This is a genomic window from Serratia sp. K1WW1, from assembly GCF_055790865.1.
This window is the reverse complement of the sequence record NZ_CM147697.1, coordinates 3,709,778-3,733,372: the sequence shown is the minus strand read 5'-3', so window position 1 is coordinate 3,733,372 and position 23,595 is coordinate 3,709,778. Positions and strand designations below refer to the sequence as shown.

At 52.1% G+C, this 23,595-nt stretch carries 31 protein-coding genes, 1 tRNA gene and 1 pseudogene; 20 read left to right on the top strand and 13 right to left on the bottom strand.

The features are described from left to right. Nucleotides 1–52 precede the first annotated feature (52 nt). On the bottom strand, nucleotides 53–1,111 hold the full coding sequence (gene ompA / locus ACX9GU_RS16950; protein ID WP_473192304.1) for a porin OmpA: 1,059 nt from the start codon (nucleotides 1,109–1,111) through the stop codon (nucleotides 53–55). Between the two features lie 359 nt (nucleotides 1,112–1,470). After that, the gene (gene sulA, locus ACX9GU_RS16945) at nucleotides 1,471–1,932 is read right to left on the bottom strand and encodes an SOS-induced cell division inhibitor SulA (RefSeq protein ID WP_473195204.1); all 462 of its coding nucleotides are present in this window, start codon (nucleotides 1,930–1,932) and stop codon (nucleotides 1,471–1,473) included. 277 nt (nucleotides 1,933–2,209) lie between these two features. Between sulA and ACX9GU_RS16940 the strand changes: the two genes are divergently transcribed. Further along, nucleotides 2,210–2,866: a TfoX/Sxy family DNA transformation protein gene (locus ACX9GU_RS16940; protein WP_473192303.1), complete on the top strand. Its 657-nt coding sequence runs from the start codon at nucleotides 2,210–2,212 to the stop codon at nucleotides 2,864–2,866. 4 nt (nucleotides 2,867–2,870) lie between these two features. Here the strand turns inward: ACX9GU_RS16940 and yccS are convergent, their stop codons facing one another. Continuing rightward, nucleotides 2,871–5,006 (bottom strand): YccS family putative transporter, encoded by a 2,136-nt coding sequence (gene yccS / locus ACX9GU_RS16935; protein ID WP_473192302.1) that lies wholly within the window; start codon nucleotides 5,004–5,006, stop codon nucleotides 2,871–2,873. A 34-nt stretch (nucleotides 5,007–5,040) separates the two neighbouring features. Beyond that, nucleotides 5,041–5,484, bottom strand: coding sequence for a YccF domain-containing protein (locus ACX9GU_RS16930; protein WP_473192301.1), 444 nt, complete (start codon nucleotides 5,482–5,484; stop codon nucleotides 5,041–5,043). A 157-nt stretch (nucleotides 5,485–5,641) separates the two neighbouring features. Between ACX9GU_RS16930 and helD the strand changes: the two genes are divergently transcribed. Then, nucleotides 5,642–7,696: a DNA helicase IV gene (helD, locus tag ACX9GU_RS16925; protein WP_473192300.1), complete on the top strand. Its 2,055-nt coding sequence runs from the start codon at nucleotides 5,642–5,644 to the stop codon at nucleotides 7,694–7,696. A gap of 33 nt (nucleotides 7,697–7,729) precedes the next feature. Here helD and ACX9GU_RS16920 read toward each other — a convergent pair whose 3' ends face one another. After that, nucleotides 7,730–8,188, bottom strand: a complete 459-nt coding sequence (locus ACX9GU_RS16920; protein WP_021182049.1) for a methylglyoxal synthase — start codon at nucleotides 8,186–8,188, stop codon at nucleotides 7,730–7,732. Nucleotides 8,189–8,315: 127 nt separating this feature from the next. Then, nucleotides 8,316–8,975, bottom strand: coding sequence for a DUF2057 family protein (locus ACX9GU_RS16915; RefSeq protein WP_473192299.1), 660 nt, complete (start codon nucleotides 8,973–8,975; stop codon nucleotides 8,316–8,318). A 238-nt stretch (nucleotides 8,976–9,213) separates the two neighbouring features. Between ACX9GU_RS16915 and ACX9GU_RS16910 the strand changes: the two genes are divergently transcribed. Then, entirely contained in the window at nucleotides 9,214–9,627 is a 414-nt protein-coding gene (locus ACX9GU_RS16910) for a CoA-binding protein (protein ID WP_094982361.1), read from the top strand. Between the two features lie 98 nt (nucleotides 9,628–9,725). Here the strand turns inward: ACX9GU_RS16910 and hspQ are convergent, their stop codons facing one another. Together hspQ and rlmI are read right to left on the bottom strand one after the other, a co-directional pair. Further along, nucleotides 9,726–10,043 carry a heat shock protein HspQ gene (gene hspQ / locus ACX9GU_RS16905; protein WP_021182046.1) on the bottom strand — a complete coding sequence of 106 codons (318 nt, stop codon included), beginning with the start codon at nucleotides 10,041–10,043 and terminating at the stop codon, nucleotides 9,726–9,728. 61 nt (nucleotides 10,044–10,104) lie between these two features. Further along, the gene (rlmI, locus tag ACX9GU_RS16900) at nucleotides 10,105–11,295 is read right to left on the bottom strand and encodes a 23S rRNA (cytosine(1962)-C(5))-methyltransferase RlmI (protein ID WP_199061807.1); all 1,191 of its coding nucleotides are present in this window, start codon (nucleotides 11,293–11,295) and stop codon (nucleotides 10,105–10,107) included. A gap of 93 nt (nucleotides 11,296–11,388) precedes the next feature. Between rlmI and yccX the strand changes: the two genes are divergently transcribed. Further along, nucleotides 11,389–11,667 carry an acylphosphatase gene (yccX, locus tag ACX9GU_RS16895; RefSeq protein WP_021181988.1) on the top strand — a complete coding sequence of 93 codons (279 nt, stop codon included), beginning with the start codon at nucleotides 11,389–11,391 and terminating at the stop codon, nucleotides 11,665–11,667. 7 nt (nucleotides 11,668–11,674) lie between these two features. Here yccX and tusE read toward each other — a convergent pair whose 3' ends face one another. Continuing rightward, on the bottom strand, nucleotides 11,675–12,004 hold the full coding sequence (tusE, locus tag ACX9GU_RS16890; protein WP_024485653.1) for a sulfurtransferase TusE: 330 nt from the start codon (nucleotides 12,002–12,004) through the stop codon (nucleotides 11,675–11,677). Between the two features lie 108 nt (nucleotides 12,005–12,112). Beyond that, a complete protein-coding gene (yccA, locus tag ACX9GU_RS16885; protein WP_021181987.1) occupies nucleotides 12,113–12,772 on the bottom strand; it encodes an FtsH protease modulator YccA in 660 nt (219 codons plus the stop codon). 228 nt (nucleotides 12,773–13,000) lie between these two features. Here yccA and ACX9GU_RS16880 point away from each other — a divergent pair. Further along, a tRNA-Ser gene (locus ACX9GU_RS16880) sits at nucleotides 13,001–13,088 on the top strand. A 346-nt stretch (nucleotides 13,089–13,434) separates the two neighbouring features. Here ACX9GU_RS16880 and ACX9GU_RS16875 read toward each other — a convergent pair. After that, the gene (locus ACX9GU_RS16875; protein WP_473192298.1) at nucleotides 13,435–13,617 is read right to left on the bottom strand and encodes a YlcI/YnfO family protein; all 183 of its coding nucleotides are present in this window, start codon (nucleotides 13,615–13,617) and stop codon (nucleotides 13,435–13,437) included. Between the two features lie 190 nt (nucleotides 13,618–13,807). Between ACX9GU_RS16875 and ACX9GU_RS16870 the strand changes: the two genes are divergently transcribed. From ACX9GU_RS16870 to ACX9GU_RS16830, 9 genes are all read left to right on the top strand, one after another. Beyond that, nucleotides 13,808–14,080: a host cell division inhibitor Icd-like protein gene (locus tag ACX9GU_RS16870; protein ID WP_473192297.1), complete on the top strand. Its 273-nt coding sequence runs from the start codon at nucleotides 13,808–13,810 to the stop codon at nucleotides 14,078–14,080. Next, the gene (locus ACX9GU_RS16865; protein ID WP_473192296.1) at nucleotides 14,073–14,294 is read left to right on the top strand and encodes a hypothetical protein; all 222 of its coding nucleotides are present in this window, start codon (nucleotides 14,073–14,075) and stop codon (nucleotides 14,292–14,294) included. The genes ACX9GU_RS16870 and ACX9GU_RS16865 overlap by 8 nt, the downstream gene beginning before the upstream one ends. Continuing rightward, entirely contained in the window at nucleotides 14,284–14,487 is a 204-nt protein-coding gene (locus tag ACX9GU_RS16860; protein WP_473192295.1) for a hypothetical protein, read from the top strand. The genes ACX9GU_RS16865 and ACX9GU_RS16860 overlap by 11 nt, the downstream gene beginning before the upstream one ends. Beyond that, complete coding sequence (locus tag ACX9GU_RS16855) at nucleotides 14,477–14,677, top strand: hypothetical protein (RefSeq protein WP_473192294.1); 201 nt, start codon at nucleotides 14,477–14,479, stop codon at nucleotides 14,675–14,677. Before ACX9GU_RS16860 ends, ACX9GU_RS16855 begins: the two co-directional genes overlap by 11 nt. Further along, nucleotides 14,670–14,840 carry a hypothetical protein gene (locus ACX9GU_RS16850; RefSeq protein ID WP_473192293.1) on the top strand — a complete coding sequence of 57 codons (171 nt, stop codon included), beginning with the start codon at nucleotides 14,670–14,672 and terminating at the stop codon, nucleotides 14,838–14,840. Before ACX9GU_RS16855 ends, ACX9GU_RS16850 begins: the two co-directional genes overlap by 8 nt. Next, nucleotides 14,833–15,060, top strand: coding sequence for a hypothetical protein (locus tag ACX9GU_RS16845; protein WP_473192292.1), 228 nt, complete (start codon nucleotides 14,833–14,835; stop codon nucleotides 15,058–15,060). Before ACX9GU_RS16850 ends, ACX9GU_RS16845 begins: the two co-directional genes overlap by 8 nt. Then, entirely contained in the window at nucleotides 15,053–15,475 is a 423-nt protein-coding gene (locus tag ACX9GU_RS16840; protein WP_473192291.1) for an ORF6N domain-containing protein, read from the top strand. The genes ACX9GU_RS16845 and ACX9GU_RS16840 overlap by 8 nt, the downstream gene beginning before the upstream one ends. Next, nucleotides 15,472–15,777 (top strand): hypothetical protein, encoded by a 306-nt coding sequence (locus ACX9GU_RS16835; protein WP_473192290.1) that lies wholly within the window; start codon nucleotides 15,472–15,474, stop codon nucleotides 15,775–15,777. Before ACX9GU_RS16840 ends, ACX9GU_RS16835 begins: the two co-directional genes overlap by 4 nt. Nucleotides 15,778–15,852: 75 nt before the next feature. Beyond that, complete coding sequence (locus ACX9GU_RS16830) at nucleotides 15,853–16,059, top strand: antiterminator Q family protein (RefSeq protein WP_473192289.1); 207 nt, start codon at nucleotides 15,853–15,855, stop codon at nucleotides 16,057–16,059. Between the two features lie 28 nt (nucleotides 16,060–16,087). On the opposite strand, the gene ACX9GU_RS16825 is transcribed toward ACX9GU_RS16830, so the two are convergent. Both ACX9GU_RS16825 and ACX9GU_RS16820 read right to left on the bottom strand, forming a co-directional pair. Then, the gene (locus ACX9GU_RS16825) at nucleotides 16,088–16,918 is read right to left on the bottom strand and encodes a DUF3037 domain-containing protein (RefSeq protein ID WP_473192288.1); all 831 of its coding nucleotides are present in this window, start codon (nucleotides 16,916–16,918) and stop codon (nucleotides 16,088–16,090) included. Further along, nucleotides 16,915–17,649 (bottom strand): HipA family kinase, encoded by a 735-nt coding sequence (locus tag ACX9GU_RS16820; protein ID WP_473192287.1) that lies wholly within the window; start codon nucleotides 17,647–17,649, stop codon nucleotides 16,915–16,917. Before ACX9GU_RS16820 ends, ACX9GU_RS16825 begins: the two co-directional genes overlap by 4 nt. Nucleotides 17,650–17,906: 257 nt before the next feature. On the opposite strand from ACX9GU_RS16820, the pseudogene ACX9GU_RS16815 reads away from it, so the two are divergent. The 6 genes and pseudogenes from ACX9GU_RS16815 to ACX9GU_RS16790 all read left to right on the top strand — a co-directional run. Next, nucleotides 17,907–18,104: pseudogene (locus ACX9GU_RS16815) on the top strand (amino acid permease); the annotation flags it as partial. An 88-nt stretch (nucleotides 18,105–18,192) separates the two neighbouring features. Then, nucleotides 18,193–18,771, top strand: a complete 579-nt coding sequence (locus ACX9GU_RS16810) for an ATP-dependent Clp protease proteolytic subunit (protein WP_021178437.1) — start codon at nucleotides 18,193–18,195, stop codon at nucleotides 18,769–18,771. A gap of 314 nt (nucleotides 18,772–19,085) precedes the next feature. Further along, nucleotides 19,086–20,048: an ABC transporter substrate-binding protein gene (locus tag ACX9GU_RS16805; RefSeq protein ID WP_024485282.1), complete on the top strand. Its 963-nt coding sequence runs from the start codon at nucleotides 19,086–19,088 to the stop codon at nucleotides 20,046–20,048. An 80-nt stretch (nucleotides 20,049–20,128) separates the two neighbouring features. After that, a complete protein-coding gene (locus tag ACX9GU_RS16800; protein ID WP_021178435.1) occupies nucleotides 20,129–21,031 on the top strand; it encodes an ABC transporter permease in 903 nt (300 codons plus the stop codon). Continuing rightward, the gene (locus ACX9GU_RS16795; protein WP_024485284.1) at nucleotides 21,028–21,822 is read left to right on the top strand and encodes an ABC transporter ATP-binding protein; all 795 of its coding nucleotides are present in this window, start codon (nucleotides 21,028–21,030) and stop codon (nucleotides 21,820–21,822) included. Before ACX9GU_RS16800 ends, ACX9GU_RS16795 begins: the two co-directional genes overlap by 4 nt. Nucleotides 21,823–21,983: 161 nt before the next feature. After that, nucleotides 21,984–23,582 (top strand): ABC transporter substrate-binding protein, encoded by a 1,599-nt coding sequence (locus ACX9GU_RS16790; RefSeq protein WP_473192286.1) that lies wholly within the window; start codon nucleotides 21,984–21,986, stop codon nucleotides 23,580–23,582. The last annotated feature ends 13 nt before the right edge of the window (nucleotides 23,583–23,595 follow it).

Sequence of the window (23,595 nt, the reverse complement as noted above, 5' to 3'; positions counted from 1 at the left end):
TTAGGCCAAAAAAAACCCCGCAATGCGGGGTTTTTTACTAAGAAGCGCTGACTTAGCCCTGAGGCTGAGAAACAACTTCTTTGATGCCTTTAACTTCGATCTCTACGCGACGATCTGGAGCCAGACATGCGATCTGAGCTGCAGTTGCGCGGCCTGAACGGTAGCCACAAGAGTCACCGGTAACTGGGTTAGCTTTACCCATGCCACGTGCAGAGATCTTGTCTGAAGGGATACCTTTAGACACGAGGTAATCCACAACGCTTTGTGCACGTTGCTCAGACAGGCGCAGGTTGTATTCTGCTGAACCTACTGCATCAGTGAAGCCCAGAACGACAACAGAACCGTCTTTCGGATCCAGTGAGCTCAGTTGGGTGTACAGCTGATCCAGAGCCTGTTGGCCTTCTGGCTTCAGGGTCGCTTTGTTGAACGCGAACAGAACGTCAGAAGTCAGAGTGAACTTCTTGGTCTCAACAACTGGAGCTGGGGCTGGAGCTGGAGCTACTACTGGAGCAGCAACTTCCTGGCCAAAGCGGTAGGAAACACCTACGCTCAGCATGCCGTTGTCTGGACGTGCGCCAACGGTACCGGCATCACCGATGTTGTTAACCCACTGGTAGTCCAGGCGGGTAGCCCAGTCACGGTTCAGTGCGTATTCAACACCCACTGCTGCCAATGGAGAAACGCCAGTGTCATGGTTGCCACCGTTAGAGCCAGCACCATCACTGTCTGCACGCCATACCATGCCGCCCAGACGGGTGTAGATGTCCAGATCGTCAACGATTGGGTAGCTCAGTTTAGCTGCCAGTTGAACGCCTTGAGCTTTGAAAGAACCGGTGTTAGCGCCGGTATATTTCATACGACCTAACCAGTCGTAGCCCATTTCGAAGCCCAGGTATTGGTTTGCCTGATAGCCAACGAACGCACCAGCACCAATCTGGTCTTTACGTGCGTCGTTATCAACGGTGTAACCGTTACCGTAGAAACCGGTGTCATGGAACTGGGACCAACCCAGTTTAGCACCAGTGTACCAAGTGTCGTCTTTTGGTGCGGCTTGCGCTACTGTAGCGAAACCTGCCAGTGCCACTGCTAATGCGATAGCTGTCTTTTTCATTTTGCGCCTCGTTATCATCCAAATAGGCAATGAGCTTTAAAGCTGCTTTAAGCCCTTGGTTTAAATTCCTTCGCCAAGGTTTGAGCCCTCGTTTGTTACTCTGCCAGTTTTTCTGGCGTTATAGAGCAACCTTGGCGATGTAAAGTCTACAACGTGGCGCGAAAGTTACAAGTGTGATGTGATAAAGCTCTAAAAAAAAACATGGAATTAGACATATCCTCTAACATATCGGGGTGCAAAACGAGTCTTTTTTTAACATGGAAGCTAGCGCCGAACCGCAGCCAACCTCGCTTTTCGCCCGATCTGCCTGCGATTGCCAGACCAAGCGATAAAAGTGATGGGAAAAGTCCTAAATTTACTTAATGATACAAAGAAGAGTGAATTTTTAAGGTTGAACAGTGTCTGTCGGCAGCAACGATGTCACGTTGGGGTCGCATAATGAAGCCATAGGCGTTGCCCAATTCTGCCGCGCGACTCAGCCTTAGACGATCCTCTTGTGTCAATTCTGGTAACCAGCCTAGCACTACACTGTAATTTCCTGTCAGTAAAGCCTTCTCCATGGCGTCTACGGTAGCCAGTGGATTGATCTGATTAAGCTGTACGACCTTTTCAACCGGCAGGCTGGCCTGTTGCAGCCAGGTTTTGCTCAGCTTCTGCTGCGGGGTCAACCACAGTAACCAGCGTGATTGCTTGCCCAACTGCTGCAACAAAGGCACCAATAACTGGGCTACGGCGGGTTGCCGCTCATTGTAAACAAGCTCACTGATTAGGCCATTTTCGTTGCCCTCTTGCGCAGGGATAGCCGCTTGCTTTGCCGGCATTGAGGATTGGCTAAAATGAGGTTGATAAAGTGATTGAGTACGCATGTCGTCTCCCGCCCGTAGTGTTACTGTATGTATATACAGTATAGCCATCGAAACAGAAGATCAACCCAAATTTTCGTAACGCTTCGCATAATTGAGATTATTTATTGTACGTCTTGAATTTATGATTGGCACGACTAGGGATAATGCGTATTTTTTTTAATTAGTTGTTCCAGTTACGTTTATTCCAACCAAAACCTGCCTGATGGCTATGGCTTCATATAAGGAGAGTTAAATGAATGGAGGATCGTTAAGGAGGATCGAACAGGCAAAGTCCTGCTTTGCCGCCCTGGGAAATATTGCCATACGCTCGCAGTTTGGCGGCTATGGCCTGCTGGCGGACGGCACAATGTTTGCGGTCATTACCGAAGGTGAGCTGTATTTGCGTGCAACGGAAAGCCTGGAAACCGCGTTCCGTGAGCGTGGCATGGTGAATATGACCTATTTAAAGCGCGGGGTCCCCATGGTCATGCGCTATTACCGGGTGAATGAGGAACTGTGGCGGCAACGTCGCGAACTGTGTGCGCTTGCCTGGCAGGCTCTCTGTGAGACGCGTAAAGAGATAAAGGTAAAAAAACGCTGCAATGGCAGATTGAAAGATTTACCGAATATTGATGCTTCATTAGAGCGCCAGCTGTGGCGAGCAGGCATATGCAATATTTATGATTTTCGCCTGTTGGGGGCCAGGGACAGCTATCTGAAGCTGCTGCAACAGCAAAAAAATCTGGGCATGAAAGTGCTGATGTCACTGGCAGGTGCCATGGCGGGCTACCATCATGCCGCCTTGCCTAATCTACAAAGGGAGGCGTTGACCGAATGGTTCGAAAACAACGCGCTCTTTCCCTCCTTTGAGGCGAAGTCAGAAGACCGCGCCTGCGGCCCACATCCTTGAACTATCAACCGGCTTGAGTAATTTGTGTATTAAGTGCCGTCAGCTCTGGTAGCAATTCGAGCACCAGGCCAATTTGCTGCAACACCAGCTGTTCTTTGCTTTCCGGCTCCGGAACCAGCGCAGTAATACGCTCGGAGAGGGCTTCCAGTGCCTGCATGATACGCTGACGATCGTGAGCGTCGTGATGTAATGCACCATCAACATAGCAAACCGCATCGTTGAGCAAGTCCAGCACGGCGGCACTTTCCAGACGCTCACGATGGGCACCCAGGGCGGAAATATAGCTCAACAAGGTATGGTTAAGGCACAGCAGGCGGAATGCCGCTTCCTGAATGGTTTTATCGGCTTTCGGGTCGGCAGACATATTAGAGATCACCGACGCCAATTCGGCATCGCTATTATGGGCATCGCGGCGGGCAATACGATAAGGCAGGCCGTTATCCTTGCCCTGATGGTACTGCACCAGAATGGCATCCAGATAACGGCAGTCGGCATTCAGTGTCTTACGTACCATGGCCGGTAACTGACGGAACTTCCAGTCTGGCCAGATAAAACTTACCGCTGCCCAGGCGATGGCACAACCCAGCAGGGTATCGTAGACGCGCGGGGCCGCTACTTCGAACCCTTCGCCCAGCAGGTTAAAGCATAGCAAAACTAACAGGGTGATAAACATCGTGGCGTGGGCATATTGCACGGTTCGGAAGGCGAAGAACAATACCCCCGAGATCACGATCAGGATCAACTGCCCTTCCAGCGAGGGCACAAAATAGAGGATCGGCAGCCCGATCAAAATGCCAGCCAGAGTGCCGATGATCCTTAACGCTAAGCGCCTGCGGGTGGCGTTGTAGTTGGGCTGGCAGACAAACAGGCTGGTCAACAGGATCCAATAACCGTGCTGCATCCCGGTCAATTGAATAAACGCATAGCCCAGGCACAACACCACGGACATCCGGATGGCGTGGCGGAATAGGGCGGATTGAGGTGTCAGGTGGCGGCTGATACGCAGGCGAATATCGCTCCAACCGGTGAGCCGGTCGTCTGACAGGTTGTTTTCCTCGGTCTGGCCACTCGCCAAGGACTGCTCAGACTCGATATTGGCCAACTGGGCGTCAATTGCCCGTAAATTCTTCAGCAGATGAGATAGCGCTTTGGTCAGTTCGCGATTTTCTGGGGTAATGGTAATCCGGGTCAGCGCCTCTTCCAGGCGCGAAAAAGCGGGCTCAAAACGCGGGCTATGTAGATATTTCTGCCGTAGCAGTATCGACTGCGCCAGTTGCTGGCAGGCACGGGCCTGTTTGGCCAGCAGCCGCTGAAACCGAAACAGAATATCGCTGTGCCGGAACTGTTGGCTTAGCGCCTGATACTGTACGTGAGAAGAACTGGCGCGTTCATGGATATCCTGAGCGACAAAATAGTAGTGCAGCGTTCTGCGGGTGCCGCGCTGGCCACGGTCGCCTTTCAAGCGGGTCAGCAGTGAAGCCTTGGTCTGGTTAAGCGTGGTGACCAGCGTGCTGTTGGCCATCGCCACGTCTACCCATGGCAGGTCGGCGTCCGATTCGGCATCTGGATCGAACAGGTTGGCCTTGGCGTCCAGGTAGTTGGCCAACTGCTCATAGCAGCGGGCCAGGTTTTCCTGCAGGGGCTTGATAGGGAATAGCAGATGGCCGATCAGCGTCAGCAAATTGTACCAAATGGCACCGATAATCAACAGAACCGGTTGCTGGTACCAGGCGTCGTACATGGAGGTGCCAAGCATGGTGTAAACGGCGATCAGCAAGGCACCGAAGGCGATAGTGGCGTAACGCTGCCCTAAAGCCCCAAGCAGGATAAAGCCGCAGGTTGAGGTCGTCAGCCCAAGGGCAAACAGCCAGGGGTAAGGAAACAACAGCTCAATCGATGTCGAGGCCACAAAAAAGCAAACTAGCGTAATGAGCAGATTTCGCAATCTTCCTGCCAGCCGGTCGTCCAGATCCGCTAGCGCGGCGGCAACGACACCCAGCGTTAACGGAATGGTCAGTTTAGGGACGCCCAACCACCACGGTACCGCAGAGGCTCCAGCCAGCGCGATAAAAATACGCAGGTTATAAAGCAGGTTGCTGTTATAGGTATAACGTCGAATTTTGGGTGCTAAAGAGAGCACGACAAGCTCCTAAATGGGAGAAAAGTTAACGCGATTAAAAGCGGCGGCGGGCGTTCTCGATCCGTGCCTGCTGGGCCACCTCAACCGGAACGACGCGGCGGCCGACTGGCCACAGGGCGATAGCGGCTATCTTGAAATTGGCGATGCCTACCGGAATACCAATAATGGTGATGCACTGGGCGATACCCGCAATAATATGTGACAGGCACAGCCACCAGCCGAACAGGACCAGCCAGACGATATTCAGTAAAGAACCGCCGGCAGCCAGCAGGGCATTGCTTTTCTCTGGGTATAATTCATCGACATGGATCGCTTCGTTGCCAAATGGCAGCAAGGAGATTTTGGTAATTTCCCAGCAGGAGCGGGTCAATGGTAGGGTGAAAATCAGCACGACGCTGAAGAAGGTGGCAATCAGCCAGCCAAGCGTGGTGAAAAAAACACCCAATACGAAATTAAGAACGTTCAACACAGTACGCATAGTCGTCATTCTGCTCTAATGATGGCCAAACGGCGCGGGGGAAGTATTCATCAGCATAACGCAAAAACTATTCTACCCTTTTTTTAACGCTAGAGTGCCATTGCTTAACGCGGGTAAACTGGTGACATCGTTTTCATTATGATTATGGCGTGGGCATATGGAACTTAAAGCGACATCGCTGGGCAAGCACCTGGCACAGCATCCCTACAACCGCGTACGGTTGTTGCATGCTGGCGTTGAGGTGAGCGGCGAGAAGCATGAATACCTGATCCCTTTCAACCAGTTGATTCAGGTGCGTTGTAAACGCGGGATCGTCTGGGGGGAGCTTGAGTTCGAACTGCCGGATGAAAAGGTTGTGCGCCTGCACGGTACCGAGTGGCAGGAAACCCAGCGCTTTTACCACTATCTGCAGCAGTCCTGGCAGCAGTGGAGCAGCGAGATGAGTGAAGTGAGCGCCGAGGTATTGCAACAGCAGGTCGATCATATCCGCCAAATTGAGCAACAGGACAAGTGGTTCAAACGTACCGAATTGAGCAGCTTGCAGCAGCAGATCCGCCAGTCGTTTGGCGCATTGCCCATGCCGGTGGCGCGGCTGGAAGAGTTTGAAAACTGCCGTGAAAGCTATCATTTGTGCCTGCAGTGGCTCAAATCTGGTATGCGCAGCGTGGCGCAACGCAATCAGCGGTGGTGCGATCGGATGCTGGAAACCCACCAGGATTTCTTCCAGACCGTTGAAACGTCACCGTTGAATGAATCGCAAAGCCGGGCCGTGGTGAACGGCGAGGATGCCGTGCTGGTTCTCGCAGGGGCTGGTAGTGGCAAGACCTCGGTGCTGGTGGCGCGGGCGGGTTGGCTGCTACTGCGTCAAGAAGCCGAGCCTGAGCAGATCCTGTTGTTGGCATTTGGGCGCAAAGCCGCCGAAGAGATGAACGAACGTATCCAGGAACGTTTGGGCAGCGTGGCGATCCAGGCGAAAACGTTCCATGCACTGGCGCTGCAGATTATCCAGCAGGGTAGCCGCAAAGCGCCTGCGATCAGCAAGCTGGAAACCGATAGCAAAGCGCGCCGAACGTTGCTAATTACCCACTGGCAACAGCAGTGTAGCGAGAAAAAAGCACAGGCCAAAGGCTGGCGGCAATGGTTAACGGAAGAGCTGGGGTGGGAATTGCCCGAGGGCGATTTCTGGCATGACCGGCGTCTGGCAGAGCGTTTGAGCGGGCGCCTGGAGCGCTGGCTTGGCTTGATGCGCACCCACGGAGGTAGCCAGGCAGAAATGATAGAGCAGGCCGACGAAGAGATCCGCGATCTGTTCAGCAAACGTATTCGCCTGATGGCACCGTTGCTGAAAGCGTGGAAAACCGCGCTGAAGGATGAGGGAGCGGTCGATTTTGCCGGGCTGATCCATCAAGCCGTTAATCTGCTGGAAAAGGGGCGCTTTATCAGCCCGTGGAAGCATATTCTGGTGGACGAGTTCCAGGATATCTCACCACAGCGTGCACAACTGCTGGCGGCACTGCGTAAGCAAAACAAGCAGACCAGCCTGTTTGCCGTCGGCGATGATTGGCAGGCAATTTACCGTTTCAGCGGGGCAGAGCTGTCGCTGACCACCGCCTTTGCCGAGAACTTTGGCGTAGGCGAGCAGTGTGCGCTGGATACCACTTACCGCTTTAACGATCGGATCGGTGAGGTGGCCAACGGCTTTATACAGCAGAACCCGCACCAGTTGAAAAAGCCGCTCAATAGCCTGACCAAGGGCAACAAGAAGTCGGTGGTTATCCTGCCGCAGGAGCAGTTGGAAGCGTTGCTGGACAAGCTAAGTGGCTATGCGAAGCCGCAAGAACGGATCTTGGTGCTGGCGCGCTACCACCATCTCAAGCCTGAGGTGTTGCAAAAGGCGGCAACGCGTTGGCCGAAGTTGAATATCGAGTTTATGACCATTCATGCCAGCAAAGGCCAGCAGGCCGACTACGTGATCATTGCCGGGCTGTATGAAGGTAAGGATGGATTTCCGGCGGAGGTCCGTGAATCCGTGCTTGAAGAGGTATTATTACCTCAGCCTGAGGATTTCCCGGATGCGGAGGAGCGGCGTTTGCTCTATGTCGCACTCACGCGGGCCAGACACCAGGTTTGGTTATTACAAGATCGCGAACGCCCGTCGGTATTTATCGAGCAGTTGCAAGATATTGGCGTGCCGTCGCAAAGAAAGCCGTAAACCACAGGCCTGGCACCACACCAGGCCTTGGCATTATTTCAGGCGTTCGGCGAGGTACTTTTCGTAATCCGGAATGGCGATCACCACTTCGCTCTTGAACAGCGAGGAGTCGATCAGGAAATCGGCGGTGGAGCGGTTGGTCGCCACCGGAATGTTCCAGACCGTGGCCAGGCGCAGCAAGGCTTTGACATCGGGGTCGTGGGGGACGGCGTTTAGCGGATCCCAGAAGAAGATCAGCATATCGATCTTGCCTTCGGATATCAGTGCACCGACTTGCTGATCGCCGCCCATCGGGCCACTCAGCATGCTCTGCACCGGAATACCGCTGGCCCGCTGGATCAAATTGCCGGTGGTACCCGTGGCATACAGCTGATGCTGGGCAAGTATTTCCTTATTGTCTTCAACCCATTTCAGCAAGGCCTGCTTGCGATGGTCGTGAGCAACGAGCGCAATATGCTTGCGTGCTGCGATGGTGCGGGTGGTTTGTTCCATGTCGCTGTCCTTGGAAAATCGAATGATTCGCCACAGATTACTGAAACTGTATTTCACTGCCTAGTGCTAACGCGGGAAATTGCGAACAAACCACGCCTTTAGGGCATAAAGGCGTAGTTGGCAGCATTTAACGGTTGCGAGATTGGCCGGCCCAGGCGATAAACCGTTTTTGCGTCTCGGGATCGGCGCGCAGGAACCAGTATTGCAGCATTTCCTCGGCAACGTTGTCGCCGTTCAGGGGGATAACCGCTGGGCTACCCTGTGCCGCCGAGATCACGCTGGCACTCAGATGTGCTAACGCCGGAACGGAGGCCTGGCGATTCTGAGAGTTATAATCGGCAACGATCTTCTCCAGGTCATTCCCATTGGGCGAGGCCGTTAGCGGTAATACATCGTGTTTGATTGCCAACGGCTTGCCGTGGTTACCCAGAATTTTATAATTCGGCGCTTTATCAAACCGCTGGGCATCCTGCTCATTCTCGATACGCGGTAGCTCAATGGTGACGGCGCTGACGTTTTGACTATTGAACACCACAATCTGCGCGGATGAAGTGTAAAGCATCTGAGACCGTGGTTCTTTACGTACGGACTTGGTGACTTTGAACAACAGCTGATGCTGCCCGTCATTTAATTCCAGACTATCGGCTCCTTTTAACAACGAGCCCGTCATTTGCTTGCCGTCGACCACCATCAGCTCGATGTCCGGGGAAAGCTTCAGGGTCGTAGCTGCGGCCGAAACGCTTAGCGATATTCCAAGCAGCCCCGCAACCACCAGACCAAATTTCATTGTTACTTCCTTTTCGTGAAACAGTATGACTAGTGTTGGATACGCCACTAGTTATGTCAAATCTTTTCAGAATGCCGTTTAATTTACATTTATACACATTTTGATGATATTTGAAACATGGATTGACTCAAACCAGCCTGCGGGCAGTATAGACGCAGACTGATAACAAATTTTAACCGATGTTGGCGTTTCGGTTACACTGATGAAAATGCTTTTCGGAAAACATCAGGAGCGAAAAATGCAAGACCTAGCAATTGCAGAGGTACTCAAGCAGGTCAAAACCATTGCGCTAGTGGGGGCCAGTGATAAACCGGCGCGGCCCAGCTATGGCGTAATGGCTTATTTGCTGGCGCAAGGCTATCAGGTCATTCCGGTGAGCCCGAAGCTGGCCGGGCAGACGTTGCTTGGGCAGGTGGTTTATGCCTCATTGGAGGATATTCCCCATCCTGTCGATATGGTGGACGTGTTTCGTAACTCGGAGGCGGCGTATGGGGTGGCACAAGAGGCCATTGCGATAGGCGCCAAGGTGTTATGGTTACAAATCGGGGTGATCAACGAACAGGCGGAAGCATTGGCCAAACAGGCCGGGTTAACGGTGATTATGGATCGTTGCCCGAAGATTGAGATCCCGCGCCTGGGGCTGGCACGCTGATTGAGTGAAAACGCCAGGATTGGCCCTGGCGTTCGAGACTGCTAATAGACTTCAACCAGCTACGCTACGTAGAGGCGCTGGTTTCTCAGGCTTGACGCTTAGTTACGCAGCCGGGGGGCCTGCAACTGGCTGCGAATGGATTCCGCCAGTTCATCCAGAGAAGGCTGTTCAGGGTGTGCATCCTGTGCTTCCCCCGCCAACTGCGCTTCGGCAAGATAAGTGTGAACCGGTTGGCCTTCATCGTCTTCCATCACCACGTGATACCACGGGGCTAGGCGCAACTCGTCGTTGGCTGCAATCTCGTCTGCTTTTGGGTGCTCCAGAGAGTATTCTGGATCGACATCAATCACTACCCCCAAATACCCCAGCAGCCGGTGACGAACCTGCTGACCGATACCGAATTTGCTGGCTATCATATGACCTCCTGAGAAACAGTGCATTGAACTCTATATGAGGACAAAAACAGCGCATTTCAAGTTACATCACCCGGCACGCAAACCCTTTCAGATACAAGCCTTCAGGATAAGTCGCAATCACCGGGTGGTCGGCAGCCTGTCGGAACTGCTCTACAAATTGTACATCACGCCCGGCATCTACGGCAGCATCGGCCAAAATTTTCTGGAACAGATCGGTCGGCATCAGGCCTGAGCAGGAGAAGCTGAGCAGAATGCCGCCCGGGTTCAGCAACTGGAAGGCTAACATATTGATGTCTTTATAACCGCGACAGGCGCTGGCCAACTGATTTTTGTTTTCGACAAACTTCGGTGGATCCATGATGATCAGGTCGAATTTCTCACCCTGCGTGCGGTAGTTGCGCAGCAGTTGGAATACGTCATCACGCACAAATTCAGCCTTGCTCAAATCCAACTGGTTCAGTTCGACGTTCTGCTTGGCGATGTCCAGCGCGGCCTGTGACGTATCTACGCTAATGACCTGCTCACACCCGCCCATCAAGGCAGACACTGCGAAAGCGCCGGTGTATGAGAAGCAGTTGAGCACGCGACGGCCTGCGGAATAATTACGCGCAGCCAGGCGGCTATCACGCTGATCGAGATAAAAACCGGTTTTGTGGCCTTGTTGAATGTCCACCAGCAGTTTCATACCGTGCTCGGTGATCGGTAGCAGGGCCGGGGGAAGATCGCCCAGCACCGGGCCTTGGGTAAGCGGCAAGCCCTCTTTCTTACGTACGGCAACGTCTGAACGATCGTAGATCGCGCATTCTGGGTAGCAGTGCTGGAGAGCAGAAAGCAGCGGGGCGCGCTGATATTCGGCACCGGCGGAAAGTAACTGTAAAACCAGGAAGTTCTGGAAGCGATCGATGGTGATCCCCGGCATACCGTCAGATTCACCGGCGATCAGGCGATAACCGTCCAGCCCGTCACGCTTTGCAACCCAATCACGCCAGCTCTGTGCCTGCTGCAAGCGGCTGATAAAGAAAGCGATATCAATTTCTTCGTCCTGCTTGAAGGTCCAGACGCGTGCGCGAATTTGCGATTCTGGTGAATAGGCACCGCGTGCCAGCCATTTGCCCTGGCTGTCATGGATATCGATGGTTTCGCCGGACTGGGCTTTACCTTCGACACGGAGAACCGCGCCAGAGAAAATCCACGGATGGCGACGGAGTAAGGACTTTTCACGTCCTTTGGCAAGGATCAAGCGTGCGGTCATAATTAAGTATGCTGCCAGATAGAGAAAAAAGAGTGACACACTCTGGGCATCAGCGCAGAGAATGCCTGTAATGAAATCGATCAGGAGCCGATTATGACACAAGTTTGTATTGCCGCGTACGTCTATGGTGTGGTGCAGGGGGTAGGATTTCGCTATAACACCCAACACCAGGCTACGGCTTTGGGATTAACCGGCTATGCGCGTAATCTGGATGATGGCAGCGTGGAAGTGCTGGCCTGTGGCGAACAACAGGCCGTTGACCAACTGATGGCGTGGCTGAAAAGCGGCGGCCCACGTAGCGCCCGCGTTGACCGAGTGCTGGTGGAACCGCGTGGGGTTGCCGAATATAAGGGCTTCAGTATTCGCTATTAACCCGTAGCTAGATACACTTTACCGGCTTTGGCAACCCGGCGATCTTGGTCGCCTGTTTGGCCGGGCCTTTCGGGAACAGCCGATACAGGTAGCGGCTGCTGCCTTTCTCTTCGCCGTATTTTTGCGCCATTGCCTTGACCAGCATGCGAATGGCCGGTGAGGTGTTAAATTCCTGATAGAAGCTACGCACAAAGCGTACGACTTCCCAATGCGCTTCGCTCAGTTCAATCTCTTCCTGTGCCGCTAACAGTGGGGCCAGCCCTTCGTGCCAGTCGGCGCTGTTTTTCAGGTAGCCCTGGGCGTCAGTTTCAATCGTCTGACCTTCAAACTCCAACATACAGCCTCGGTGATCGGTAATTCATTGCGGGCCACAGTCTAGCAAACTTTTGCTTCGGCAAAAATAAAGCCCCGCATTGCGGGGCTCAGGTCAAAACAAAGTGCTGTATCAGTTGCTGCGGGCGAAGCCCAGAATGCTCAGCAGGCTGATAAACATGTTGTAGAGCGAAACATACAGGCTGACGGTGGCACGGATATAGTTGGTTTCACCGCCATGAATGATGTTGCTGGTTTCCCACAACATGGCACCGGCCGAGAACAGAATAAACAGTGCGCTAATGGCCAGGTGCAGGGCAGGGATCTGCAGGAACAGGTTGGCGATAACCGCCACCAGCAGTACCACGAAGCCCGCCATCATCATGCCAGACAGGAACGACATGTCTTTACGGGTGGTCAGCACATAGGCCGAACAGCAGAAGAACACCACTGCGGTACCGCCCAGCGCCAGCATGATCAGGTCACCCGCGCCAGCGTTCAGGAACGAGCTCAGGATCGGGCCAAGGGCGTAACCCATAAAGCCGGTGAAGGCGAAGGCTGCCAGAATACCGGCAGGGCTATTGGCCAGCTTATGGGTCAGGAACATCAAACCATAAAAGCCGACCAGCATTAACAGCAGCCCAGGAGCTGGTAAGCCCAGCATGGTGCTGGCGGTTGCGGTCAGTGCGGAAAAGGCCAGCGTTAACGACAGCAGAAAATAGGTGTTACGCAGGACTTTATGCGTGCTTAGCAAAGAGTCGCGCGAGGAGGATGAGACGACAATGCGGTCCATATGATCTCTCTTATCAGGTCATCACAAAATTGATCATGATGATAGTGCAGTGCAAGCCATTGATTAAAGTTTGTTTACCATTCTTTACCCTACGTGACTACTAGGGTATTACCGCCCCCTGATTGTTGATTTCTTCATCGGTCAGCTTGCAGATGCCGTTTTTTCGTTCGGTTGAACGGTTTCAGGCTTTACAACGGGATCGGCTGTGTTTATAGTTCGCTGCATTACGGAGGGGTGGCCGAGTGGCTGAAGGCAACGGTCTTGAAAACCGTCGACGGGAAACCGTTCCAGAGTTCGAATCTCTGCTCCTCCGCCATATTATGAATGACCCCAAGCTCAAAAGGCTTGGGGTTTTTCGTTTTGGTTTTTTGCTGTACGCCATTTTCTACATGCACTAAAAAATTTACACATACCGTCGATTTTTACCTCCATATTAGGCGCGCGAGCTTGAAGCCAAAGCCTAAAACATAAGTGGCGACCTCATCATTTAGCCAATCGGCTCGAAAGCCTGGCGTTATAGCTTTGCGGGAAAGGCCAAAATGATGAATTTATATCGTCCAACCTTATCTGCCTACCCGATGCCCAGCGCCGTACCGGTTACAGCAAAGCCTGGATCTATCGCCTTAAGTCCCAGGGTAAATTCCCTATAACGCTGATGGGGATCAGTCGTTTTCTTGTTTGGCTTTTTTGCGCATCCGGCGCTTAATTTCGCCCTCCATTGCAGATACGATGAAGCTCGACGTGCTTTCGTTATCTTCTTTGACCCCTTCCATTGCATCTACAATTTTATGCGGAACTCGAGCTTTCAATGACTGTGATTTTGCATTGATTGTGCCAGTGGCCATAACTTCTCTCATACTCTTAAAGTGGCCCACAGTATACAGAGGAATAAATCAGTTTAAATGCTTGACGTGGACCACACCTTTAAATAAGGTGGGCCACACCTTGAGTGTACTAAGGTGCAAAAATAGCGAAGCCCAGAAGGACGGCAATCCTGTCTGGGCTTCTATCCACATTGTAAAAGAGGCTTACACTATGGCATGTCAACATAGTACCCAAACTCGCCCTAAATTTGTATGTATTTTCTTGGATGTTAACAAGGAATCTCCTGCCTCAAATCTTGATGCGCTGCGTGTTGAAGCAGATGCTGAAAATGACTCTCGCTCAAAATTAACCTGCTGTACTCTAATCTTTGTTGCGAAACTTCGTACTGAGACGCCCTGTCGCCTACAAATATTTTCCACTGATGGAAGGGTCATGTGGGCTTACGAACAGCGTCAGTCTATTACGGAGGTGCGCCATGCATAACATCCCTGAAGAAATCCTGACCCAGCTCGGTATTTACCCTGGCACCACCGGGCGCGTTCTGCTGTACGTACGAAACGGTGTGATTGCCGCCAACATGCCGATCCTATCGGATCACCACTGTTGCTCACTCGATACCTTCATTGAGCTGGCCCGTAATGCTGGCTGGCATGTATCACCAAACCATCCAGAGCCAGAGGTTGCCAATGTCGCGTGAAAACGGATTCCCTGAAGCTTGTAGGCAGGCAGAGCAGCTTAATGCGTTGCTGGTCGTCATGAATATTGGCGCTGACGAGCTCGACATCACAGATTTGAACACGCTCGTCACACTGGCGGTTGACTTGGCTGGCGGGTCATCTTGTTGGCTAATGGAAGAACAGCATCGTCGGGAGGGTAAAGATGTCGCATGAAATCATTCTGAGCCAGGCAAAGGGTAAGGCCATCCAATTGTATGCTTTGCTGTCTTCCCTAGCTGTTTCTGCTGATGTTATTGATTCTGACGAGGTAAAGATCTTGGCTGAAATGGCGCTCGACCTTGCGGCTGATCCGGTCTGCTGGTTAATGGAAGAAAATCTTCAAAGGGAGGCTCACCATGCGTAATGCCTACGTTCTCGATGCAATGGATAGGCTTGCCAAAATCCAAGTGTTAGCCATAGCAGCTGGTTACCTGACTGCAAACGAGAAAGAAGAGCAACTATGTTTTGAGCTGATCGATCTGATCGAAGAAATAGCCCGACGTGGTGCGGAGATTGAACGTGACTAAGAACTATTCCTATAAGACCAATGAAGATGTTTTACTGCATGTACAGCGCACTGCTGATTTGTTGGATTGCGCACAGCAGATGCTGAGCTGCGGCGATAAACACCTTGAAAAGTATGTTGGGACAGTGATCGAAGCAGCGGGTGGATACGCGCAGCGAGCCGCCAATGCATTGGACTTTGGCGAGCAGCCACAGAATGAAAAGGGGGGAGGCAATGGCTAATAAAATTGAGCTGGTCGCCGTTGAGGCAAAAGAGCTGCAGATCATTGAGTATCGCGGGCAGCGTGTGGCGACCACCGAGCAACTGGCGGCGGGGTATGGGGCCGAAATTAAGAGTATTCAAAATAATTTCAACCGAAATCAATCGCGTTTCGTTGAAGGTAAGCACTTCTTCAGAGTCGAAGGGCATGAACTGCCAGATTTGCGGTCATCAATAAGTGCAGAGCAAATTTCAAACAGAACCCGCGCCCTAATTCTCTGGACTGAGCGCGGTGCAGCCAACCACGCGAAGATGTTGGAAACCGATCGGGCGTGGGATTACTACAGCGAACTTATCGAGTTTTACTTTGCACGGCTTGATGCCAAGGCATTACCAGCACCAGTGGAACTTTCCAAGCTGTTCGGAGGTGAAGCATGAGCCACATCCAGAATGTTTTATCTTGTGCAACCTTGCAGAATGAGGACACCGAATCACTGAAGTATATCCGTATGCACTCTGAGGCTGCATACGAAGGCTTGCTATCTGGGTTGGGAGCTATTGGCAATATTGCCTTCTATGCGTGTGATAATGAAAATTACAGCGATATAGACGCTCGCTCTGATTTATGTGCTCTCGGTGAAATGCTGATACATGTTCCCGGCATTGTGGCAGCATTAGAATTTAATGCCAACCAGGCTGATTTTAATATCAAGGAGCAAGAACGCAAAGCGCAGCGCTAACGGCTACCGATGTAATAGCGGCCCTCGGCGTTGTTCTATCAAAGGGGGCAGGCATACAGCGACAATGACGGTCTAATGATCGATGGCTGTGTAGCCAAATTGCTTAAATTTAAGCCGGAAGAGTATGAGCTAGTCATGAGGCATCATTTTTATGACCAGTCGCTACGCTCAATCGCTCGTGGCTGGAAATGCTCAGATGGCACGGTTCGGAAGGTGATGTGGACGGCGGAGGGGGGTGTAAGCGGCTGTCTGGCAATGCTTAATGTAAATTTGGAAATGTAAGGAAAGCCCAGCAATCGCTGGGCCTTTTCTAATTAGTCTTTATATAACACTGCTTTGCAAAGTCAATTATGCTGTCTTGCTTTTCATGCCCGATTGTAGAAATGTCATTTTTGTCAAACGTCTCTCTAATTACACGCATTGCATGGGTTTGCTTGCTATCTGGGGTTAGTGGGGGAGCAATTGGCAGTAAAACCTTAGTCAAGGTAAGTATACCTTCACTAGCTGCACGGGTTATTCTCGCGACCCAAGTATCACAATGCTCTACCATTTTACCTGGCTCCTCCTGATCGAAGGCCAATGGTTTTATCGCGCAGTCAACCACTCCATCGCGGGTTAGCACAAGAGGCATTGAAAACTTGGATAGCTCCTTCCCAAGGGATTCTTGCTTAAAATATCTTGCCCAATCACCTTGTTGCCGGAAGCGCTCTTTAAGCTCTCGTGCAAGAATTTCCTCGCGGCGCTCTTTTGTAACTTCAGAAGCATTAACAAATTTTTGATAGAGCCGATCGAGTTCATGAGTAGGGCTATTGGCCATAGATACACGTACGTCACTGAATTGGAAGATCGACTCTCTTTTTTCCACATAACGCATGAAAAAACCAGCTAAAGCAACATCATTAGAAAATGCTGAAGCATTACTATTGATAAACTTCAATTCATTGTTAAATGAGTCCCGAGCAATTGGGTAAATGCTGGAATCGTTGAAAAAGGTCCTGACGCGACCATTATTTTTGGGAGCTAATTTGTATGATAAATAACCAGTCTTAGGCGCGCAGAGAATCACACCAATGTTGGCGAATTCCTCCGTATCTGTGTACGGGAGGTAACGTATTATGCTGTACATGCAGGGTGTACTCATATTACATCTCTCCAGAAGATATCATCATTAACGCGCAAAAGGGTTTGTCTCATAAATTCAATGTGTTGTAGATGTTCATCCCCATCTAGGCGCCACTCATCAGGTATGGCTGCACAGGCATTATCGAATGCCGGTAGGGTGCTAGACAACAAATCTTCGTTGTGCTGTCTATCAGCCAGATCATGTATCCATTTACGGTAGTTAGGCGAGAAGACATGCGTCCTAAACTCCATAATGGCACAATCGTGAGCGAAGGATTGGTTATGGTCAATCAGAAAAAATTTACTATTACCCACATCGTAGATGATGTTGACATTACCTTCACCTTTGGGTGAAAGGGTGCGATCTGAATTTTTAGTCCATATATCAAAAAGATATATTAGTTTCTGGTTTATTTCATCGATTTTCGTATGGGCTTGAGTGAAGGTAATTGGCATGGCATGCTCGACAAACTCACATCCAAATGCCCACCCTTCTTTTAGGTCTGCATTCCAGTCAGGTCGATATTTAACCAGATCACCGTCAATCCAGATCTTAGCAAAATTAGGGAATGGCAGCTGCAATGCATGGGTGAGATGAGCGCAGACCCATTCGGCAATCAGTTCTTTTCTTGGTAGATGCGGCAGCCCTTTTACAACGTACTTCTTGCCATCACCACACCCGCACAAAAATGGTCGTGTTATGCCACCATCAAGCCGTTTTACAATCTCAACTGCTGACAGCTCAACCATAGGTAAATTCTTCCATAAAAATATTGATAGTAATTATCATTTTAGTGGTAACCAAGAGAGAACCGACAAAGCAATCTCATCACAAAAAGACTTCATAACATTACACACGTTAGCGACAGAAATCATTAACGGGTACGCTAAAGATGATGTGCATGATAAGAGTAGTCACACAGTCATTAGCTTACCCAGTCAAAAACCCCGCTGAAGCGCTGTGGGATCCTCATAAATCATCGCTAATAAACCAGCACCATACTCCGGTATTCAGTGGCGTGATCTTGTCGATCATGCCGATACTGATTTTACGGGGCGCCCGCAAACATGGCGACCGGGTGCCGCTCTGGCAATGTAACTGGATCACGCATCCGCTGTTGCAGGTGAGTATTGTGCTGCTGTATCTGGGAAGTGCGGTCTATGCAATTGCGTCACTGTTTGGTTATTTGCCGGCTGGCTGGTGATTGTTGCAAGGCTAGTGGCGACGATTACTGCTATGGTTATCTTTGCCATGTTCGGCCAGGATGTTAGATAAAACAGTCGAGGTACAAGATGGAAGAAAAAACGGAAAAAAGTACTCCTCAGCGTGATGCCTTTTTGGATGAGAGAACCTTCAAGTCCCGAACTATCCTGCTGTTTGGGCAGATCAACGACACGGTGGCCTACAATGTCGTCAAGCAGCTGGTGGCGTTGTCTGACGAGTCCTCCGCGCCGATTAATTTCCTGATTTGTTCACCTGGCGGCCATGTAGAATCGGGGGATGTGATCCACGATGTCATCCGATTTATTAGCGCTCCGGTGAATATGATCGGCAGCGGTTGGGTAGGGAGCGCCGCGGTTAATGTGTTCTTATCGGTGCCTAAGGAACGTCGCTTCTGCCTGACCAATACCCGTTTTCTGATCCACCAACCTAGCGGCGGTATTGGCGGTCAGGCTACCGATGTGGCGCTTCAGGCCAGGGAAATTATCCGCATCCGGGAAAGGATCGCTACCTTGATCGCCAAGGAAACCGGGCAGAAACTGGAAAAGGTCTTGAACGACATTGACCGCGATTTTTGGATGCCAGTGGCAGAAGCGATCGACTATGGCCTGGTATCAAAAGCTATTGTCAGCGAAAAAGAAATAGCCTGAGCATAGCGCAATAATCCACCGCGACGTCCAATCTCCAACCATTCCCACTGGCGATTTTACCCAGCCCCATTGCCCGCTCGCTACGCGGGTTGTGGGCGCTGTTTAATAGCCTACGCATTGAACAACGAGAGGCCAACAGTGGTGGATTGTGACCCGAATCACTGCACCATGTAAGCGGCCCGAGTGTTTTCTTCTAATTCTGCATGTTAACCACATGATAACAAAACGTTATCCGATAGATGGCGGTAAAACACTGTGCTAGGATGATTAATCACCCCCTCTGGCACCAACGCCAACTTGAAAAGGATATGACCATGCCTTTGAATAATAAAAATATTTTTGTAGCTCTCGCCGCCGCTTTATTTGCTGTCAGCAGTTACGCGGCTGCGCCGAAATCCGTGGCGATCCTCTCTATCGTTGACCATCCGGCATTGGATGCCACCCGCGATGGGGTGATTGATGAGCTAAAGGCTGCGGGGTATGACAAGGATAAGGTCAAGGTCCAGTTCCAAAGCGCGCAGGGAAATACGGCCACCGCCGGGCAGATTGCGCGTAAATTTATCGGTGACAAGCCCGATGCGATAGTGGCGATTTCAACGCCTGCGGCGCAGTCCGTAGTGGCGGCTACCAAGACCATACCGGTGGTGTTTACTACGGTAACGGACCCGGTGGCGGCCAAGCTGGTCAGTAGCTGGCAGCCGAGTGGCACCAACGTTACCGGCGTTTCAGACAGCGTAGCTATTGGCCCGCAGGTCGATCTGATCTTGCAGGTTAAACCCGATGCCAAGCGGGTCGGCATGGTCTACAGCCCAGGGGAGGTCAACTCGACGGTGGTGGTCAAAGAGTTGAAAGATGAATTAACCAAACGCGGGATGACGCTGGTTGAGGTTCCTGCCGCACGTACTATCGACGTAGCCCCAGCGGCCAAAAGCCTGGTTGGCAAAGTCGACGTGATTTACACCAATACCGATAACAACGTTATCTCCACCTACGAGTCGCTGGTCGGCATTGCCAATCAGGCTAAAATCCCGTTGATCGCCGGTGACAATAGCGTTGCCAAACGTGGCGCGGCTGCGGCGTTGGGGATGAGTTATTACGATCTGGGCCGCCAGACCGGTAAAATCGTTGTCCGCCTGTTAGAGGGCGAGAAGCCAGGCGCCATAGCTCCTGAGGTTGGTAACAAGCTCAGCCTGAGCGTGAACCCTGCCGCTGCCCAGAAGCAGGGTGTCACTCTGCCTGCTGAACTGGTGCAATCAGCACAAGAAGTCATCAAATAACGATCTGCGTTGAATGATGGTTTACATCGGGTGTAAATGGCCTGCCGCAGGTGGCGGGCCAAGATGTTTATGAGGTACGCATGTCGTTAATTTCCCTGATGGGCGCTTTGGAGATCGGCCTGATCTTTGCGCTGGTCGCGTTGGGCGTATTGATCTCCTTTCGCTTACTCAATTTTCCCGATCTGACGGCCGATGGCAGCTTCCCTTTAGGGGGCGCGGTTGCCGCGGTGATGATTGTCAGCGGTTATAACCCTTGGCTGGCATGTTTGCTGGCGGCTATCGCGGGTGCCGGTGCCGGCTGTTTGACGGCCTGGCTGCACGTGCGGCTCGGTATTTTGCAACTGCTAGCCAGCATTTTGGTGATGATTGCCCTGTATTCCATCAACCTGCGCATTATGGGCGCGCCAAACCTGGCCCTGATCGGCTTACCCAGCGTTTTCACTCCTTTCATCAGTCAGGTTGAGGATAACGCCTGGCTGATCCAACCGTTATTACTGCTAGTGGTGGTCGTCGTCGTCAAACTGGCGCTCGACGCATTTCTGACATCCGAGGTGGGCCTAGCGCTAAGGGCTACCGGAGCGAATCCGCGGATGGCGCGCGCTCAGGGGATTGCGACCAGTCGTCTGACGGTGATCGGCATGGCGGTCTCCAATGCGCTGATAGCGCTGGCGGGGGCACTGTACGTACAGACTCAGGGGGGCGCCGATATCTCCATGGGGATCGGCACCATCGTCGTCGGGTTGGCGGCGGTGATCATCGGTGAGACGCTGTTGCCTGCCCGTAGCCTGTTCCTGATCACTATGGCAACCCTGTTAGGGGCGTTGCTGTACCGCCTGATGATCGCTCTGGCCCTGAATGCAGACTTTATCGGCTTGCAGGCGCAGGATCTGAATCTGATCACCGCGCTCCTGGTTACGCTGGCGCTGGTCCTGCCGAAGTTGAAACAAAAATTGAAAAGCAAGCGGGGGAGGCAGCCATCATGATGCGTGCCGAGCAGTTGTTTAAAACCTTTAACCCTGGAACCCCGCTGGAGAACCCGGTATTACGAGGCCTGTCTTTGAACATTGAGGCAGGGCAGTTTGTGACGGTCATTGGCAGTAATGGGGCAGGGAAGTCTACTTTGCTCAATGCGGTCAGCGGTGATATTACCCCCGATCGCGGCCAAGTGTTTATTGGCGAACAGGACGTTACCCTGATGCCCGCCTGGCGTCGTGCCGGTATGGTCGCCCGTGTATTCCAGGATCCGCTGGCGGGAACCTGTGAGGGGCTGAGCATTGAGGAGAATCTGGCACTGGCTCTGCAGCGCGGTCAAACGCGAGGATTTCAGCGAGCGGTCAAGAGTAAACAGCGGCAGCTGTTCCGTGACAAGTTGGCCACGTTGGAACTGGGGCTGGAGAATCGTTTAGGGGATCACATGGGCCTGCTGTCTGGCGGGCAGCGTCAGGCGGTCAGCCTGTTGATGGCGTCGCTGCAACCTTCTCGTTTGCTCTTGCTGGATGAACATACCGCCGCGCTCGATCCTAAAACGGCGGCCTTTGTGCTGGCGCTGACCGACCGGATTGTCGCCGAGCAGCAATTGACGGTACTGATGGTGACACACTCCATGCGCCAGGCTCTGGATCATGGCCATCGAACCGTGATGTTGCACCAGGGGCGGGTGGTGCTGGATGTTGTCGGTGAGCAACGGGCGAACATGCAGGTCACCGATCTGCTGGCGATGTTTGAGAAAACACGTGGCGAAAAGCTGGATGATGATGGGCTACTGTTGAGCTGAGGCTGTTCACTTTGTTGGGGCGCGGCATGCTGCGCCCGCGTAGCTGAATAAAACAGCAAAAACAACGGTTTTGGCATAACCTGAGAGCAATTGGTTATTTGCCTGGGTTCCACGTCCGTGCTGAGATTGTCGCCTGAAAAAAGTCAAACAAGGCGATGACCATGTCTACAGGGAAAACGCTGCTCGCGCTGGCGCTGAGCACACTCTTACCGGCAAGCGCTGCCATGGCGGCAGCCAACGATACGCTGATTTATTGCTCCGAAGCGTCACCGGAGTCGTTCAATCCGCAGATTGCCAGCTCTGGCCCAACGTTCGTTGCCAGCTCGCAGGTGCTGTATAACCGCTTAATCAATTTCGATCCGGTTAACAACACGCCAACGCCGTCATTGGCGACCGAATGGAAGATTTCTCCGGACGGTAAAACCTACACCTTTACCCTGCGCCAAGGGGTGAAATTCAACAGCAACAAAAACTTTAAGCCGACCCGCGATTTTAATGCTGATGACGTAGTGTTTTCGGTGTTACGCCAGAAAGACCCAAATCACCCATACCACAAGGTATCGCAGGGTAATTACGAATATTTCCACGACGTAGGTCTGGATACGCTGATTAAGGAAGTGAAAAAGCTGGACGATTATCACGTTCAGTTTGTGCTGAGCGAGCCGAACGCCGCGTTTCTGGCAGACTGGGGGATGGACTTTGCGTCGATCCTTTCTGCCGAATACGCCGATGCGATGCTGAAAAAAGGTACGCCAGAATACGTGGATACCTGGCCAATCGGCACTGGTCCTTACGTTTTGCAGCAGTATAAAGTCGATTCACTGATCCGCTATGCTGCCAACCCTAATTACTGGGATGGAGAGGTGCCGACCAAGCATCTGATCTTCTCCATAACGCCGAACGTACAGACGCGCCTGGCGAAACTCCAGACCAACGAGTGCCAGATTATCCCCGCACCGGCTCCGGTACAGTTTGACGAAATCAATAAAAACCAAGACCTGACCCTGCATAAGGTGGATGCGCTGAACGTCGGTTACCTGGCGTTTAACACCGAGAAAAAACCGCTGGATAACGTGCTGGTGCGCCAAGCCCTAAACTATGCCACTGACAAAAAGGCGATAGTTAACGCGGTGTTTTTAGGTTCTGCCACGGTGGCGAAATCGCCGCTGCCGCCAAATATGCTGGGCTTTGATAAAGACCTGCAGGATTACGGCTACGATCCGCAAAAAGCCAAGGCGTTGCTGAAACAGGCCGGACTGGAAAAAGGCTTTGAGATCACGCTGTGGTCAATGCCGGTTCAGCGCCCGTATAACCCGAACTCCAAGCGTATTGCGGAAATGCTGCAAAGCGATTGGGAAAAGGTTGGCGTGAAGGCGAAAATCGTCTCTTACGAGTGGGGGGAATATCTTGCCGGTATGCGTAAGGGCGAGCATGACACCGCGCTGTTTGGCTGGATGTCCGATAATGGCGATCCGGATAACTTCGCCGAGGTGCTGTTGGGATGCAACAGTATCAAAACTGGCTCAAATGCCGCGCGCTGGTGCGATAAAACCTATGATGGTCTGGTACAGCAGGCCAGGTTGACTAGCGTCCCTGCCGAACGTGCGAAACTCTACGGTCAGGCGCAGGAAATCTTCTACCAGCAAGCTCCGTGGATTGCCCTGGCGAATGGCAAAACCTTCTATGCCACGCGCAGCAACGTCAGTGGCTATAGCGTCAGCTTGATGGGCAGTGATTTTTCCAAAGCTAAACTGAATTAATCTCAGGCCAGAT

Excerpts from the sequence above, each read along its gene's own strand:
- ACX9GU_RS16835 (WP_473192290.1), top strand. The coding sequence starts at position 15,472 with ATGAGCCACATCCAGAATGTTTTATCTTGTGCAACCTTGCAGAATGAG.
- ACX9GU_RS16930 (WP_473192301.1), bottom strand. The coding sequence starts at position 5,484 with ATGCGTACTGTGTTGAACGTTCTTAATTTCGTATTGGGTGTTTTTTTC.
- ACX9GU_RS16865 (WP_473192296.1), top strand. The coding sequence starts at position 14,073 with ATGCATAACATCCCTGAAGAAATCCTGACCCAGCTCGGTATTTACCCT.
- ACX9GU_RS16940 (WP_473192303.1), top strand. The coding sequence starts at position 2,210 with ATGAATGGAGGATCGTTAAGGAGGATCGAACAGGCAAAGTCCTGCTTT.
- yccX (WP_021181988.1), top strand. The coding sequence starts at position 11,389 with ATGACACAAGTTTGTATTGCCGCGTACGTCTATGGTGTGGTGCAGGGG.
- ACX9GU_RS16860 (WP_473192295.1), top strand. The coding sequence starts at position 14,284 with ATGTCGCGTGAAAACGGATTCCCTGAAGCTTGTAGGCAGGCAGAGCAG.
- tusE (WP_024485653.1), bottom strand. The coding sequence starts at position 12,004 with ATGTTGGAGTTTGAAGGTCAGACGATTGAAACTGACGCCCAGGGCTAC.
- ompA (WP_473192304.1), bottom strand. The coding sequence starts at position 1,111 with ATGAAAAAGACAGCTATCGCATTAGCAGTGGCACTGGCAGGTTTCGCT.
- ACX9GU_RS16875 (WP_473192298.1), bottom strand. The coding sequence starts at position 13,617 with ATGGCCACTGGCACAATCAATGCAAAATCACAGTCATTGAAAGCTCGA.
- ACX9GU_RS16795 (WP_024485284.1), top strand. The coding sequence starts at position 21,028 with ATGATGCGTGCCGAGCAGTTGTTTAAAACCTTTAACCCTGGAACCCCG.
- ACX9GU_RS16910 (WP_094982361.1), top strand. The coding sequence starts at position 9,214 with ATGCAAGACCTAGCAATTGCAGAGGTACTCAAGCAGGTCAAAACCATT.
- ACX9GU_RS16850 (WP_473192293.1), top strand. The coding sequence starts at position 14,670 with ATGCGTAATGCCTACGTTCTCGATGCAATGGATAGGCTTGCCAAAATC.
- rlmI (WP_199061807.1), bottom strand. The coding sequence starts at position 11,295 with ATGACCGCACGCTTGATCCTTGCCAAAGGACGTGAAAAGTCCTTACTC.
- ACX9GU_RS16805 (WP_024485282.1), top strand. The coding sequence starts at position 19,086 with ATGCCTTTGAATAATAAAAATATTTTTGTAGCTCTCGCCGCCGCTTTA.
- ACX9GU_RS16800 (WP_021178435.1), top strand. The coding sequence starts at position 20,129 with ATGTCGTTAATTTCCCTGATGGGCGCTTTGGAGATCGGCCTGATCTTT.
- yccA (WP_021181987.1), bottom strand. The coding sequence starts at position 12,772 with ATGGACCGCATTGTCGTCTCATCCTCCTCGCGCGACTCTTTGCTAAGC.
- ACX9GU_RS16915 (WP_473192299.1), bottom strand. The coding sequence starts at position 8,975 with ATGAAATTTGGTCTGGTGGTTGCGGGGCTGCTTGGAATATCGCTAAGC.
- ACX9GU_RS16820 (WP_473192287.1), bottom strand. The coding sequence starts at position 17,649 with ATGGTTGAGCTGTCAGCAGTTGAGATTGTAAAACGGCTTGATGGTGGC.
- ACX9GU_RS16920 (WP_021182049.1), bottom strand. The coding sequence starts at position 8,188 with ATGGAACAAACCACCCGCACCATCGCAGCACGCAAGCATATTGCGCTC.
- ACX9GU_RS16825 (WP_473192288.1), bottom strand. The coding sequence starts at position 16,918 with ATGAGTACACCCTGCATGTACAGCATAATACGTTACCTCCCGTACACA.
- sulA (WP_473195204.1), bottom strand. The coding sequence starts at position 1,932 with ATGCCGGCAAAGCAAGCGGCTATCCCTGCGCAAGAGGGCAACGAAAAT.
- ACX9GU_RS16855 (WP_473192294.1), top strand. The coding sequence starts at position 14,477 with ATGTCGCATGAAATCATTCTGAGCCAGGCAAAGGGTAAGGCCATCCAA.
- hspQ (WP_021182046.1), bottom strand. The coding sequence starts at position 10,043 with ATGATAGCCAGCAAATTCGGTATCGGTCAGCAGGTTCGTCACCGGCTG.
- ACX9GU_RS16830 (WP_473192289.1), top strand. The coding sequence starts at position 15,853 with ATGATCGATGGCTGTGTAGCCAAATTGCTTAAATTTAAGCCGGAAGAG.
- ACX9GU_RS16790 (WP_473192286.1), top strand. The coding sequence starts at position 21,984 with ATGTCTACAGGGAAAACGCTGCTCGCGCTGGCGCTGAGCACACTCTTA.
- ACX9GU_RS16870 (WP_473192297.1), top strand. The coding sequence starts at position 13,808 with ATGGCATGTCAACATAGTACCCAAACTCGCCCTAAATTTGTATGTATT.
- ACX9GU_RS16840 (WP_473192291.1), top strand. The coding sequence starts at position 15,053 with ATGGCTAATAAAATTGAGCTGGTCGCCGTTGAGGCAAAAGAGCTGCAG.
- ACX9GU_RS16810 (WP_021178437.1), top strand. The coding sequence starts at position 18,193 with ATGGAAGAAAAAACGGAAAAAAGTACTCCTCAGCGTGATGCCTTTTTG.
- helD (WP_473192300.1), top strand. The coding sequence starts at position 5,642 with ATGGAACTTAAAGCGACATCGCTGGGCAAGCACCTGGCACAGCATCCC.